The organism is Ruegeria sp. CDSC085, from assembly GCF_059610465.1.
The window spans coordinates 218832-231687 of the sequence record NZ_JBXWNR010000006.1; the positions used below are offsets into that span (position 1 = coordinate 218832).

Here is a 12856-nt window from a genome sequence, read left to right on the forward strand (position 1 = left end):
AGTATTTACCTAGGGGTTCAGATATCTTGACTCGTACCGTACAGCTTCGATAATTGGAAATTTGTTATTACTATCGTTGTGATTAGTTTTTCATATGAAAACACTGACCCTCAAACACCTGCGCTATTTCGAGGCGCTCGCCACGCATGGCCACTTTGGCAAAGCGGCTGCGGCCAGTGCGATATCGCAGCCCGCGCTTTCCATACAAATCAAAGAGCTGGAAGCAATCATGGGTGGGCCGCTGGTCGAACGCGCGGCCCGGCAAACCCGCCTGACAGCGCTTGGTGAAGACGTGCTGAAACATGGCCGCGAAATCCTGACCCGGGTCGAGGATTTGGGGAAATTGGTGCAATCCCCCTCAGGCCCTTTGTCCGGCCGCATCAGAATCGGGGTCATTCCCACGGTTGCACCTTATTTGCTGCCCTCGATCATCAAAGCTTTGTCGCAACGTTTCCCGCAACTGACCATCGAACCAAAGGAAACGATAACCAAGACGTTAATCGGTGAAATACTGGATTCAAAACTGGATTTTGGCGTCGTTGCCCTGCCTGTCTCGGAACCCAACCTCCGAGAATTCTCGCTGTTCAACGAAGACTTTCTGTTGGTTCGCCCGGCGCAGGATGCCAACCTGCCGATGCCAAGTTCCTCGCAGCTCAGAACCATGCGCCTGCTGTTGCTGGAAGAGGGGCATTGCTTCAGGGATCAGGCCCTGTCCTTCTGCTCAATCCGCAATATCGAACCGCAGCACATCATGGAGGGCAGTTCGCTTTCTACACTGGTTCAGATGGTCGGCGCCGGCATCGGTGTAACTCTGATACCGGAAATGGCGGTTGGGCTGGAAACCCGATCCGCGGATGTGTCCATTGCCCGGTTTCAGGACACACCGCCGACGCGGACGATTGGTCTGATCTGGCGAAAGACCAACCCGCTTAGCGAAAATCTATTGAAGATCGGCGCGATCATCCGCAAAACAGCAGAAGAAAACACGTGGGGCATGAAACCACCGCAACCCAAAGCTATCAGCTGACCCCCAAAACGTTGTTCCACAGCGCGGAGCCAGACCCGCCGCAACCCATCAGTCGTCACCCGTATAAAAGCCGATCACATCATTCTCGGTCGTTGCGCCAAGACCGTTCAGCAATCGGTTGGAATAGTTGAAATAGGCGCAGACCTGGTTGACCTCCAGGATCTCTCCGTCTTCACAGCCTGCGATCTTGAGCACTTCGAAGTCGGACTTGACCATTTTACCGACATCCTTCGTCAGCTTGGCGGCATAGCGCAGCAGCGCCAGTTCTTTGCCTTCGAATTCATCCTCGGGCCGATGGGCCTTGAGCGCGACAAAAATCCGGTCGCTGCGCGGCTGGTCCTTCAGCAGGTTGCGCACGTTCATGAAGTGATGGGTCAGTGAATAGGTGCAATCATTCAGGATCGAAGTATAGCTGGCGACAACCTCGAGAAACCAGAATGGCAACTGGTTGTCATCGGAATGCAGGACCGAACGATACAGCGTCACATGCCCGTTCATCGTTTCGGGGCGCAATGAATGCACACGCATGACCGTGTCAACGGTGCCATGAGGGGTGCGGGCCTTGTCCAGCAGCTCTTTCAGGCGGCCGTCGGCCTTGCCGTCCGAGATCATCTCGATCCAAGCACTCATTGCTATGTCTCCTGTCCTGTTCGGGCCCAGCTTATGAACAAAGCCCTCAAGCATGTCAGTTAATTTTTTTCTTAAGGTGAAATTTTTTCTGGATCACAGAAACGTGAAAGATGTAAAACACCAACGCGGGGGATTTGTTGAGGATCAGCGGAAATGCACAGTCCAGATCTCATGGCGGGTGCTGAAAACCTGTTGTTCAGATGCGGTGGCCTGACGGCGGGCAACCAGTTGCTTGTGGTCTGCGAAGATGCGGCCAACGGTTATTATGATGCCGAGATCACAGGGGCTATCGTCGACTGTGCCCGACAGAACCGGATCAAAACCGCAGTTCGAACTCTCCCATTCGAACCCATGGGTCCCTTGGTGCCTGAAGAGCTGAAATCGGCGATGAAGTCGGCGGACTGCACCCTGTTTCTGTCCCGCACCGGCGATCAGATAAGGTTCGACGCGGGCATGGAGGACGTTCGGCCCATCATGTCGTATGCGCTGGACGCCGGAATGCTGGCGTCGGGTTTCGGGCGAGCCAACTACACCGGGTTCGTCGAGCTGAAAAACGCTGTCAACACGCTGCTGGCCAACGCCGGGCGCATCCACGTGACCTGCCCGCTTGGCACCAACTTCGCTGGCCCGGGCGCCGCCTTCCCGCCATCAGGCGCCACGGATGTCAGCATCACGCGTTTTCCGATGTCGGTTTTTGCCCCGGTTCCCGCGCAGGGGTTCTCTGGTGTGCTGGTTCAGGACGGGTTTCTGGTCGGCACCGGATCGAAGTTCTATGAACCATACGGCTGTGACCTGCGAGAACCGCTGATCATCGGGTTCGAAAACAACCGCCTGACCGGTTTTGACGGCCATCCCATGGATGTGCATTGCGCGCAGATGCATTATGAAAAGGTCGGTCGGATGTTCGGTCTTGATCCCCTGACCATGCATTCCTGGCACGCAGGTATCCATCCGGGCTGCGCCTATACCACCCCTGCCCAAAGCAGCTTTGAACGTTGGAGCGGATCTGCCTTTGGCAATCCGCGCCTGCTGCACTTTCACACTTGCGGGCATTATGCGCCGGGTGAGATTTCACTCAACGTGCTGGATCCCACGATCCGGGTGGATGGTGTTGCAATCTGGGATGCCGGTGTTCTCCGGGCCGATTTGTTGCCAGGTGGAACGGAAATCCTCGAACAGTATCCCTGTATCAAAGCGGTGTTCGACGACCCGGCCCGACTCGTAGGCCAGGGCGCGAACGGGCGCTTGTCGGCCGGTTGATCAGCCAGCCTCCTGCGCAATCAGTTTTGCAACCCGCGCGCGGAAGCGCATCGCGCCCGCGTCCAGCCCGAGGTTGATATAGCCGGTCTTGCGCCGTGCCATACCTGTTTGGACGTATTCCAGAACCTCTTTGTCCTCGTTGAAGGCCATGACCGCGCCCTCAAACATGCGCTGCGACATGGCTGCGTCATCCGCGTGCATGTTGCGGTGCTGGAACCAGAAATACCGAGAGGTTTCCGCATCGACCGGCGTGATGAAATTGTACGAAATGTTCACAAAGGCATTGGGCGACATCGGTCGATCCGCCCCGCCCTCACCCGTCGGAGTGTAAACGGACATGTTGATCGCAGTGGACGGCAGACGGCATTCGTAATGCTGCATGCGGTCACAACTTGGCCCAAACGGCAGTATCGGCGCGTAGTAGGGCGGCGCGGGTTCGTCCGCGATCCAGCGCGAAACAATGACACCGCTTTCGGTTTCTTCAAGATCCAGCGGGCGGTTGTCGGTCCCTGCCCCGGCAAACGAGGTCAGATGCACCCAGGCCACATGGCTTGGATCCAGCAGGTTGTCGATGATGTAAAGGTAGTGGCACGCCATCTCCATCGCTCCGGTCCGGGTCTTGCCCCAGGACGGGTTGTCGAAATTGGGGATGTCGATGATATCGTCAGTGCTTGAGTTATCCGGGTCTCCCATCCAGAGCCACAGAAACCCCCAGCGATCTTCGGCAGGGAAGGCATGCACGGCGGCGCGGCGCGGAGGATTGTCCAGCTGTGTGGGGGCGCTGACGCATTCACCGCCGCAGCCGAAAGTCAGACCGTGATAGCCGCAAACCACATGGTCCCCTTCAATGGTGCCCCGAGACAGCGGCAGCTTTCTATGCGGGCATGCGTCCTCCAACGCGATCGCTTTGCCTGTTGTGTCACGATAGACTACTATCTCTTCGCCCAGCATTCGCACGGCGCTCAGGCTGCGGCCAAAATCCTCGGACCGTCCGGCGACATACCAGCTGTTGCGAATAAACCCCTCTGCTCCGGCCAGATCAGGACGCATGTTTCTTACTCCGAAAACACATCAAAAGCATTGAGCGCCTTGGCGCTATACGCATAGGACGGCCCTCCGCCCATATAGGTGGCCATGGCCAACGCCTCGCACATCTCTTCGCGGGTAGCGTCCAGCCGGACCAGCGAACGCACATGAAATCCAATGCAACTGTCGCAGCGGGTCGCGATCGCAATGCCAAGCGCCATGAACTCCTTGGTTTTCTCGCTCAGCGCGCCATCGGTCTTGGCGGCCTTTCCCATGATGCCAAAGCCGCGCACTGTTTCAGGCACCTCCTTTGAAAAGGCCCCGATATTGGCCTCGGTCTCGGCCATGAAATCTTTCCAGTCCATTTTTTGCTCCTTATCCGCGCTCGTCCGCGCCCATACGACGCTCCAGCCAGCGCACCCCGGCTGAGATGATCAGAACCAGGATCAGATACTCGAAAATCAGCAGGGTATAGATTTCCAGCGGGCGGTATTCCGTCACCACCAACTCATTCGCGCGGCGGGTCAGTTCCTGCATCCCGATGACGCTGGCGAAGGCGCTCATCTTGACGATGTAGATGAACTGGTTTGCCAGCGGCGGCAGAATACGCCGGATTGCCTGTGGCAGGATCACGTAGCGCATGGTCTGCACATAGTTCAGCCCAATGGTTTGCGCCGCCTCGCGCTGGCCTCGGGCAATGGACTGAATCCCCGCGCGGTAGATTTCGGCAGTAAAGGCACTGTCAGAAATCGCCAACGTAAGGATCGCACCCCAAAAGGGATCAATGGGGATGTTCACCCCCATGGACTGAAACACGATCGGCAAGCCGTAAAACACCCAAAACAACATCGGCAGCAGAGGGATGGCGCGGATGAACTCCACGTAAATTCGGTTAAGCATCCGCCAGCCGCGTTTCTCGGACAACCCCGGCAAGGCGACCAGCAGCCCGATGGCGATCGAAATAACGGCGGCAATCAACGAAATCTGGATCGTCGCGCCCATGCCCGAGATCAAGAATTTCACATTGGTCCAACCCGACGCCGTGGTCGGATCGATCACGTACCAGCCCCAGGTCTGGGACGACGAACATCCTGCCAGCAGAAAAAGTGGAAGAATCAGAAGGGTTTTTTTCATCGGCTCAACTCAGTGCTGCAAAATCTGGCTGAGGAATTGGCGGCACCGTTCGGATTGAGGTGCCGTGAAGAAATGTTCGGGGTTGCCTTCCTCGACAATTTCGCCTGCATCCATGAAGATCATCTTGTCCGCCACCTTGCGGGCAAATCCCATCTCGTGCGTGACAACCACCATGGTCATGCCCTCATTCGCCAGTTCGACCATCACATCCAGCACTTCCGAAATCATCTCGGGGTCCAGCGCCGAAGTGGGTTCATCAAACAACAAGACGCGCGGCTCCATGCACAGGGATCGCGCTATGGCGACGCGTTGCTGCTGACCGCCCGACAACTGAATGGGCTTTTTTTCGGCCTGATCGGGAATATGCACCCGATCCAAATAATGACGTGCTTTTTCCTCTGCCTCTTTGCGGCTTAGACCGCGCGCTTTGACCGGGCCCAATGTCAGGTTCTCCAACACGGTCAGATGAGGGAACAGGTTGAATTGCTGGAACACCATGCCGACCTCGGACCGGATCCTGGCCACGGATTTTGCGTCATCCGTCAACTCGATCCCATCTACGCGAATGGTTCCTTTCTGGTGCTTTTCCAACTGGTTGATACATCGCACAACAGTGGATTTTCCTGACCCTGAAGGTCCGCAGATCACCACCTTTTCGCCGCTGTTAACTGTCAGATTGATATCTTTGAGAACGTGAAACGTGTCGAACCACTTGTTCACGCCCACAAGGTCGATTGCGGCGTCTGGCATAAGCTGAGCTGCCCCTGTTTTAGTCCCAGTATAATATTTTCTTGAGGTTATCTTTCCCTTTGGGCTTAAATCAATGAAGAATACGGCCACAAGGTCGAAACGCCACCAACGGGAGAAACCTATGAACACTTTTTGGAAAGCTGCGGCAGCCGCTGCGCTTGGGCTTGTATTGTCAGGCGCTGCCAACGCGCAATCTGCACTGAACGAGGTGCTGGATTCCGGCGTGCTCAAGGTTGGCACCACGGGCGATTGGAACCCCATGTCCCTCCGCGACCCTGCAACCAACAGCTACAAGGGGTATGACATCGACATCATGAACGAGCTGGCCGCCGATCTGGGTGTTGAGGTCGAATATGTCCCTACCGACTGGAAAACACTGGTCAACGGTGTGGTGGCAGGCAAGTATCACCTGACCGGGTCAGCTTCGATTTCGCCACCGCGTATGAAGGTCGCGGGCTTTTCCGACAGCTATATTTCAGTGGAGCTCTTCCCATACACGACGAAGGATAAGGCCGACAAATTCGACGGTTATGACTCGATCAACCAACCCGGAGTGGCGGTTGCAACGACTTTGGGCACCACATTCGAAAAACGAGTCCGCGAGTGGTTCCCGAATGCTGAGATCAAGGTGGTCGAGGCGCCGGCCCGCGGTTTTCAGGAAGTAATCGCCGGTCGGGCCGACGTGTTCATCACGTCGAACATCGAAGGTTCGACCCTGGAGGAAAAGTTTCCCATAGTACGCGTCAAAAACGCGGGTCCCCGTTCGCCGTCGCCCATCGCGATGATCCTGCCGCAGGCGGATCAGGTCTGGATCAACTATGTGAACAACTGGATCGAAGTGAAAAAGGCACAAGGGTTTTTCGAAGCAAATCGCAAGAAATGGGGTCTCTGACCCTTTTCACATTGCTTTGTTCCCCGAACGCCCGGCCCTGTTGCCGGGCGTTTTCAATTGTCGCCCGACACGGCTTTGGAAACCACGGTGACAAAGCTGACCTTGTCTGTTTTCAACTCGATCGGCCCGTGGGTGGCATTTGAATCAAAACTCAGGCTGTCGCCCGGACGCATATGATAAGCTGCTTCACCGCAACCATAAACCATCTCACCAGCTGTAACATGGATGAATTCGACACCCTGGTGTTGGTAAAGCGGACGTTCGTCCAACGGGCCTTCCAATGTAACGCTGAAACTCTCGAAACTGACATGTTTTGCTTCCGCCCGACCGATCAGCTTGTAACTGTGCCCAAAACCGCTGCCCAACCGTTGAACGGTTACGCCTTCGCCTGCGGCCACAAATGACACGTCCGTGCGTTCGACCGTACCAGCGAAAAAGTTGATCAGGGGAACGCCAATCCCTCCTGCCAGGGCCTCAAGCGTCGCCAGTGAAGCAGACACCTGACCGCGCTCGATCTTGGAAATCATCGCCGTGGATACACCGGACCGCTGAGACAGTTCGGCCAGAGTCAACCCTGTCAGCGTCCGGTGAGTCTTAACTGCTGACCCAACCAGTTGATCCAGAGGCGGTTTTTCGGCGGAAAGAACAGGTGAATCTTCCATTTGCGAAGCCTATCGACACGAATGAAAAAGGCAAAAGAAATGTCATCGAACCACTCGCATAAATTCGACGGCAACCCCTTAACCTCCGTTCAGAATGTCTCCTGTAAGATCATTCAACTTTGCCAACCCGTCCCGCAAATGATCTTCGGGCAGGGCCGAGCTGAACCGAAAATGACTCTCGACCCCGAACCGCGACCCAGGAATGACCAACACGTCTTTCTCGCGCAACAGGCGCATGCTGAAATCCTCCGATGCGATCGGTAGATTGAACCGCACGAACGACATGGCCGACGCCTGAGGTGGTACAACGGAAAACACCCCCTGATGCCGCGCCAGTTCTTCCGTCAGAACGTCAAACCCCGTGCGGATCAGACGGCGCGCGCGGGCTTTCAGTTTGGATCGCGCTGGTTCGGCAAGTGCCTTGTCCGCCAGTTCCATCGACAACATGGATGCCGCGATCGAAGCATATTCGTGCCGCCGCCAGCATTGCTGAATAATATCTTCCGGCCCCACAAGCCAACCCAGCCTCAGACCCGGAAGTCCATAGGCCTTGGACATGGAGTTCACCACAAGAACCCTGTCCGTACTCCCCCAGAAGGAGGGCGTTTCAGTATCTCCTTCCCGCTCGGTTCCAGCATATACCTCGTCCGAAACTATCCAGGCGCCGACTCGCTCGGCTGCCGACACGATACGCGCGCGGTCCGCTTCGCCCAGAATTCGGCCCGTTGGATTGTTCGGATTGACCACATGAATGATGCGGGTCCGGTCATCGACGGCCCGCTCAAGCGCCTCGGCGTCAATGCCCCACCCTGCGGATTCGATCAGATCGACCCAGCGCACCTCGTTTCCACGATTGGCGGCGTTTCCTGAAATCTGCTCATAGGTCGGTCGAAAACACACAACATTGTCGCCGGGCCCTAACACCGTATTGGTGACCAGAGTGTTCGCTTCGGTTGCCCCGACCGTGACCATTACCCCATCCGGAGAAGCCCCCGGGTAAAAATCTGCGATGGTTTCGCGCAGGGATTGCTTTCCATTGACTTGCGGGTAATCGATCATCGTGGTCAGCAGAGTATCGAGATCAATCTGTGCCAGATCCATCAATCCCTGGAGCGACATAGGGTGTACGCCGCTTTCCGAGAAATTGAAGACCACTCCGTGCTCTGTGTCGGATAGGAACTGTTCGACGCGAAAAGGCTGAAAACTCCGGTTGATCATGACTCATCCTTTGTTCGGGTGGGCTTCGTGCCCGCCGCCCTTAATCGGCCGCTTCTATACGAACCGTTCTGATACTGGGATCAACGCGACTGTAAGCGGCCAGCAATCGCGCCGTCCATTTCTGTGCAATGTAGTCAGCCATAAACCGCGAGGGCGCAACCAGGGTGACGCTTCCCCCTGCCCTTTCCGCCTCGGACAGGTGTCGAAACCAGCTCGCCCACAGCTCGGGATCACGCCCGTGGAGAATCGATTGCACCTGTGACCAGACATCTTCAGCCGCAACTTCAGGTCCCACGGGCTTTGCCGCGAAAGGCACGACATTTGTAACGGGCTCGGAATCTTCACTCATCCGGGTCTGGAAATCGGGTCCTATGATCGGCCAGACCTCCTGCGTATCAATCATGATCTGTTTAAGGTCGATTTCGTAGACAGCGACCCGACCCCGAGCAGCAGGACGTTTTACCGTTACCCAGCCTAATGCGCGAAAATTGGCCATTTCGCGCTTTACGGTCCTTTCGTTCACTGCCCACAGGCGCGAAATTTCTTTACGCCCAATCGATAATTCATTGTTCCGCCAATTATATCGGGTCGTAATCATGGCAATGATGCGCAGTATACTTCGCTGTCGATGCTTGTCGCCTGACAACGCGTAAATGGTGAGCGCCGATAATATATCGTATTTTAAGGCCGCCGCATTTCGCCCGACCGGTTTAGCCAGCTGCATACCCGTTCTCACCGCTCTGTCTGCCTCGGACGGGTGTGCCCCGTCTATCTTGCGCTGTTTGCCAACGCTTTTCGTCATCTTGGCCTAATTAGCGTCCAAAGCTTCGATTCTGTCAAGAAGAGTCTGAAAACGGTCGGAAACTTGCGCCAATCCAGATCAAAAAATAAAAGAAATCTGGTGAAGTATTGGTGAGGGGGGACATATAGGGTGTCCCCTTATTCTTGTATTATGTCCCCCTATATGTCGCCGATTCATGACAAATGCCCCCCTAAATGCGGTTGAGGGTTCCATGCGAATCGTCGCCCTACATCTTTCGACCGCCCGAATCGGATTCAGGCTTGTAGGCCCTTGTTTTCTTACCCGTGGGTAAGGTTGTAGTTTCATCATATTTTCTTTTGCGTAAAGCGCAAATCAAGCGTAAATAACAAATGAACAGAAATTTACGTTCTAAGCAAAGAGACATGAGGCATGTACACGCACGAAGACCTGAATGCATTGCGCAATCAATCTCTCAAACTACAGGGGTGGATTCGTCAGCAGACTTTTAGCCCCGAGATGGAGAAGACACTCCGCCGGTTCTCGAGCTGGGAGGTTTCCGAGCTGATCTTCCGGGTCAACCAGTCAACTTTTCGCGGAAAGCTTGCCGCTGATCCATCTCTGCCTGGTGGCGAAGTTGAGCCCGAGGGACGGCAGCGCTGGTTTAGCCTGGAAGAAGTGAATGAGTTGCGACGGCGGCTCAAAGTGAATCGCAAGTCCCTTATGCCACCTCGTCCCGAGGGTAAACGTGCCATTCGTGCGGCTGTGGCAAACTTCAAGGGCGGTGCGGGCAAGTCGACCGTAGCGTTGCATCTTGCTCATGCGGCCGCGCTTGATGGTTATCGCGTTCTCGTCGTGGACTTCGACCCTCAGGCAACGTTGAGCCATTCGATGGGTCTGACCGATGTGGCCGAAGACTATACTGTCTGGGGGATCATGGCGCGTGACCTGATCCGCGAGACGGAACGTATGAACAACCGGCCCGCAGCCGCGGAGTCTGGAACCGCCCTACCCCACCGGGAGTTGCCGCCGGCGATTACGGATATGGGGCTTGGTGACCTGCGGATCAGCGATTTCATCAGAAAGACATCATGGTCCACCATCGATGCAATACCATCCTGTGCGAACGCTGCCTTCGTCGAGTTCGCCTCAGCGCAATATCGCCACCTGAACCCAGAATGGTCTTTCTTTGCTGCGGTGTCCCGCTATCTGGATCAAATCCCTGATGATGCCTATGACCTGATTCTGTTCGATTGCCCTCCTGCCATTGGATATCAGTCAATGAATGCGGTGTTCGCGGCGGACATGTTGTACATCCCGTCCGGCCCGGGGTATTGGGAATATGATTCGACCACATCCTTTATCGGTCAGCTGGCCGAGGCTTTAGAGGATCTGGCTTACGGGTTCGACAAAACCTTACCCACGGGTAAGATCGGCCTTCCCAAAACGTTCTGCGAGTTGCGGTTCCTGCTCACGCGGTACGAGCCCGGCAACGCTTTGCATCTGGCGATGTTTGATGCCTTTCAGAAAGTTTTCGGGGACCACGTAGCCCAGCACCCGGTTGAAATGACCCGCGCGGTTGAACAATCGGGCCGCTTTCTGAGCTCAGTCTACGAAATGGATTATCGCGAGATGACCCGGGAAACCTGGCGCCGGGCGCGTTCGACTTTTGACAATGTTTACGAGGAATTCCGGGGTGTGATGCTGTCTGCCTGGGACAAGCTGGAGGATGACGCATGAGCCGTAAGCGCAGAATGTTTGATATCGACCTACCTGCAATGGATGATATTCCTGTCGGCATGGTTCCGGACAAGGTTCTTGAAAAGCGGCGCGGCCCGATGGCTGCGGCCATTTCGGAAAATGCCGATGCGCTGCGCGACCAGCAATCGACGGAAGAATCAATTCGTGCAGAGAATGATCGCCTTGCGCATGAACTGGTTCGCCTGCGGTCCGAAGGTCTGGTAACGGAACGGGTGGCATTGGCTGACATCCTTTTTGAAAAGCTGACGCGGGATCGCAAGCCGGGACCGGATCCTGAACTGGACGAACTAAAGGCGTCAATCCGGGAAATCGGATTGTCCAACCCGATCCGACTTGAGCGTCGTTCAGATGGTCGATTTGAATTGATCCAGGGAATGCGACGCCTGTCAGCCTATCGGGCCTTGTATGAAGAAACGGGCGATGAGTTCTACGGCAGAATTCCGGCGGGTATCTCAGAGGCGGGCGATCTCGATACCAGTTACCGGCGCATGGTGGATGAGAACCTGGTCCGCAAGGATATCTCTTTTGCTGAAATGGGCGCTCTCGCACGCGCGTATGCCGAAGACCCGGCAAATGATTGCCCGGATGTAGACAAGGCGGTTTCCACGCTGTTTAAATCTGCCAGTTATACAAAGCGGAGTTACATCAGATCATTTGCCAGTTTGCTGATGATGTTGGACAAGGTGCTGAAACATCCGAACGAAATTCCGCGCAACGTAGGCGTTGAGCTGAAGCGCAAACTGGATGCAACGCCAGGTTTGGTGCGCCAGGTGAGTGACGCGGTCATGAGCGAGCCGGACCGAGACGGAGCGCGGGAGGTCGCAATTCTCAGGTCTTTTCTGGGCGCTCCGGAAACAGGCGTGGCAAAGAAGGTTCCCGTTGAAAGTGCCGGCAAACCACGACGTGCAAAGACCACGTTTCAGGTATCTGGGCGGGCAGGGATCGCGAAATGCTCTGCTTCCAGCGGCCGAATTGAGTTGCGATACGATTTGGACTTTACGCGTGTCGACCGCAGCAAACTTGAGGCGGCGATTGCTGCTCTGATTGATGCTCTCCCTGAAGAAGATGATCTTACCCATGGGTAAGATTCTGTTCGAAGGTTCGAAAAAGGGCGCCGGATCAAACCGACGCCTGAGTCTTTTCGCAAAAGCCTAGCGGGTACCAACAAAAGCTTCCTGCCCACAAGGCTTCTAGGTTTGATCCATTGTCCCGGGGCGAGCGTGACGAGGGGCTTGAGAGCGCGAGGCTTCAGCCATTTGTTCAGAAGTGGTGGTTTCACGGGATGTTGTAGCTGCCTAACAACACAAAGTTCAGGTCGACGCGAGTATGTTTTTATTGGCGAAGGGTCTCCGGCAACTGCTTGAGCTTGCCGCTTGCAAAGGATGGAACGGAAGGTGCCAAGGTCACATGACAGCCAGTCTGCGCCAGATGTTCGGCGAGGCAAATTATATCTGATAAGGGATACTTATCGGATGTAATAGGGAATCTGAATGGCTGCGAATGTAGTGCGCAAAAACTACTTATTTTGCGCGTAAAAAGGGTGGGGCATTTGTATCACGGTACACGGATGTGTCGCAAACTATGAGGTCCAATTGACGAACATGGGTAATCTGACGATTGTTCCCGCCGAATAGTTTTCGAACAGGTTTCAGTATAATCGGATGTGTCGCAAATTTTTGGAGCGGCCAGCGACAGCGACTTATCAGACAAACTTATCCTACGATCTCTGCAAATAG

At 55.4% G+C, this 12856-nt stretch carries 13 protein-coding genes; 5 read left to right on the forward strand and 8 right to left on the reverse strand.

Annotation, left to right across the window (positions count from 1 at the left end):
- Positions 1 to 94: 94 nt before the first annotated feature.
- Positions 95 to 1027 carry a hydrogen peroxide-inducible genes activator gene (locus tag AC2FJB_RS11635; RefSeq protein WP_496718330.1) on the forward strand — a complete coding sequence of 311 codons (933 nt, stop codon included), beginning with the start codon at positions 95 to 97 and terminating at the stop codon, positions 1025 to 1027.
- Between the two features lie 48 nt (positions 1028 to 1075).
- Here AC2FJB_RS11635 and AC2FJB_RS11640 read toward each other — a convergent pair whose 3' ends face one another.
- Entirely contained in the window at positions 1076 to 1657 is a 582-nt protein-coding gene (locus AC2FJB_RS11640; protein ID WP_496718329.1) for a carboxymuconolactone decarboxylase family protein, read from the reverse strand.
- Positions 1658 to 1810: 153 nt separating this feature from the next.
- Here AC2FJB_RS11640 and AC2FJB_RS11645 point away from each other — a divergent pair, with 153 nt between their 5' ends.
- The gene (locus tag AC2FJB_RS11645) at positions 1811 to 2917 is read left to right on the forward strand and encodes a hypothetical protein (RefSeq protein WP_496718327.1); all 1107 of its coding nucleotides are present in this window, start codon (positions 1811 to 1813) and stop codon (positions 2915 to 2917) included.
- Here the strand turns inward: AC2FJB_RS11645 and AC2FJB_RS11650 are convergent, their stop codons facing one another.
- From AC2FJB_RS11650 to AC2FJB_RS11665, 4 genes are read right to left on the reverse strand one after another with little or no spacing between them, the layout of a single operon-like run.
- Positions 2918 to 3967 (reverse strand): aromatic ring-hydroxylating dioxygenase subunit alpha, encoded by a 1050-nt coding sequence (locus tag AC2FJB_RS11650; RefSeq protein ID WP_496718326.1) that lies wholly within the window; start codon positions 3965 to 3967, stop codon positions 2918 to 2920.
- Between the two features lie 5 nt (positions 3968 to 3972).
- Positions 3973 to 4308 carry a carboxymuconolactone decarboxylase family protein gene (locus tag AC2FJB_RS11655; RefSeq protein ID WP_496718325.1) on the reverse strand — a complete coding sequence of 112 codons (336 nt, stop codon included), beginning with the start codon at positions 4306 to 4308 and terminating at the stop codon, positions 3973 to 3975.
- 10 nt (positions 4309 to 4318) lie between these two features.
- Entirely contained in the window at positions 4319 to 5077 is a 759-nt protein-coding gene (locus tag AC2FJB_RS11660) for an amino acid ABC transporter permease (protein ID WP_299897579.1), read from the reverse strand.
- 9 nt (positions 5078 to 5086) lie between these two features.
- Entirely contained in the window at positions 5087 to 5827 is a 741-nt protein-coding gene (locus tag AC2FJB_RS11665; RefSeq protein WP_496718323.1) for an amino acid ABC transporter ATP-binding protein, read from the reverse strand.
- 121 nt (positions 5828 to 5948) lie between these two features.
- Between AC2FJB_RS11665 and AC2FJB_RS11670 the strand changes: the two genes are divergently transcribed.
- Entirely contained in the window at positions 5949 to 6719 is a 771-nt protein-coding gene (locus tag AC2FJB_RS11670) for a transporter substrate-binding domain-containing protein (protein ID WP_299897582.1), read from the forward strand.
- Positions 6720 to 6772: 53 nt separating this feature from the next.
- Here AC2FJB_RS11670 and AC2FJB_RS11675 read toward each other — a convergent pair whose 3' ends face one another.
- From AC2FJB_RS11675 to AC2FJB_RS11685, 3 genes are all read right to left on the reverse strand, one after another.
- Positions 6773 to 7381 (reverse strand): helix-turn-helix domain-containing protein, encoded by a 609-nt coding sequence (locus tag AC2FJB_RS11675; protein ID WP_117873956.1) that lies wholly within the window; start codon positions 7379 to 7381, stop codon positions 6773 to 6775.
- 78 nt (positions 7382 to 7459) lie between these two features.
- Entirely contained in the window at positions 7460 to 8599 is a 1140-nt protein-coding gene (locus AC2FJB_RS11680; RefSeq protein WP_496718322.1) for an aminotransferase class I/II-fold pyridoxal phosphate-dependent enzyme, read from the reverse strand.
- Positions 8600 to 8639: 40 nt separating this feature from the next.
- Entirely contained in the window at positions 8640 to 9095 is a 456-nt protein-coding gene (locus AC2FJB_RS11685) for a DnaA N-terminal domain-containing protein (RefSeq protein WP_496818349.1), read from the reverse strand.
- A 696-nt stretch (positions 9096 to 9791) separates the two neighbouring features.
- On the opposite strand from AC2FJB_RS11685, the gene AC2FJB_RS11690 reads away from it, so the two are divergent.
- Together AC2FJB_RS11690 and AC2FJB_RS11695 are read left to right on the forward strand one after the other, a co-directional pair.
- Positions 9792 to 11099, forward strand: coding sequence for an AAA family ATPase (locus AC2FJB_RS11690; protein WP_117873962.1), 1308 nt, complete (start codon positions 9792 to 9794; stop codon positions 11097 to 11099).
- Positions 11096 to 12205 (forward strand): ParB/RepB/Spo0J family partition protein, encoded by a 1110-nt coding sequence (locus AC2FJB_RS11695; protein ID WP_496718320.1) that lies wholly within the window; start codon positions 11096 to 11098, stop codon positions 12203 to 12205. The genes AC2FJB_RS11690 and AC2FJB_RS11695 overlap by 4 nt, the downstream gene beginning before the upstream one ends.
- The last annotated feature ends 651 nt before the right edge of the window (positions 12206 to 12856 follow it).

Bases quoted from the DNA above. Each gene is read 5' to 3' on its own strand.
- AC2FJB_RS11635 (WP_496718330.1), top strand. From the start codon at position 95: ATGAAAACACTGACCCTCAAACACCTGCGCTATTTCGAGGCGCTCGCC.
- AC2FJB_RS11640 (WP_496718329.1), bottom strand. From the start codon at position 1,657: ATGAGTGCTTGGATCGAGATGATCTCGGACGGCAAGGCCGACGGCCGC.
- AC2FJB_RS11645 (WP_496718327.1), top strand. From the start codon at position 1,811: ATGCACAGTCCAGATCTCATGGCGGGTGCTGAAAACCTGTTGTTCAGA.
- AC2FJB_RS11650 (WP_496718326.1), bottom strand. From the start codon at position 3,967: ATGCGTCCTGATCTGGCCGGAGCAGAGGGGTTTATTCGCAACAGCTGG.
- AC2FJB_RS11655 (WP_496718325.1), bottom strand. From the start codon at position 4,308: ATGGACTGGAAAGATTTCATGGCCGAGACCGAGGCCAATATCGGGGCC.
- AC2FJB_RS11660 (WP_299897579.1), bottom strand. From the start codon at position 5,077: ATGAAAAAAACCCTTCTGATTCTTCCACTTTTTCTGCTGGCAGGATGT.
- AC2FJB_RS11665 (WP_496718323.1), bottom strand. From the start codon at position 5,827: ATGCCAGACGCCGCAATCGACCTTGTGGGCGTGAACAAGTGGTTCGAC.
- AC2FJB_RS11670 (WP_299897582.1), top strand. From the start codon at position 5,949: ATGAACACTTTTTGGAAAGCTGCGGCAGCCGCTGCGCTTGGGCTTGTA.
- AC2FJB_RS11675 (WP_117873956.1), bottom strand. From the start codon at position 7,381: ATGGAAGATTCACCTGTTCTTTCCGCCGAAAAACCGCCTCTGGATCAA.
- AC2FJB_RS11680 (WP_496718322.1), bottom strand. From the start codon at position 8,599: ATGATCAACCGGAGTTTTCAGCCTTTTCGCGTCGAACAGTTCCTATCC.
- AC2FJB_RS11685 (WP_496818349.1), bottom strand. From the start codon at position 9,095: ATGGCCAATTTTCGCGCATTAGGCTGGGTAACGGTAAAACGTCCTGCT.
- AC2FJB_RS11690 (WP_117873962.1), top strand. From the start codon at position 9,792: ATGTACACGCACGAAGACCTGAATGCATTGCGCAATCAATCTCTCAAA.
- AC2FJB_RS11695 (WP_496718320.1), top strand. From the start codon at position 11,096: ATGAGCCGTAAGCGCAGAATGTTTGATATCGACCTACCTGCAATGGAT.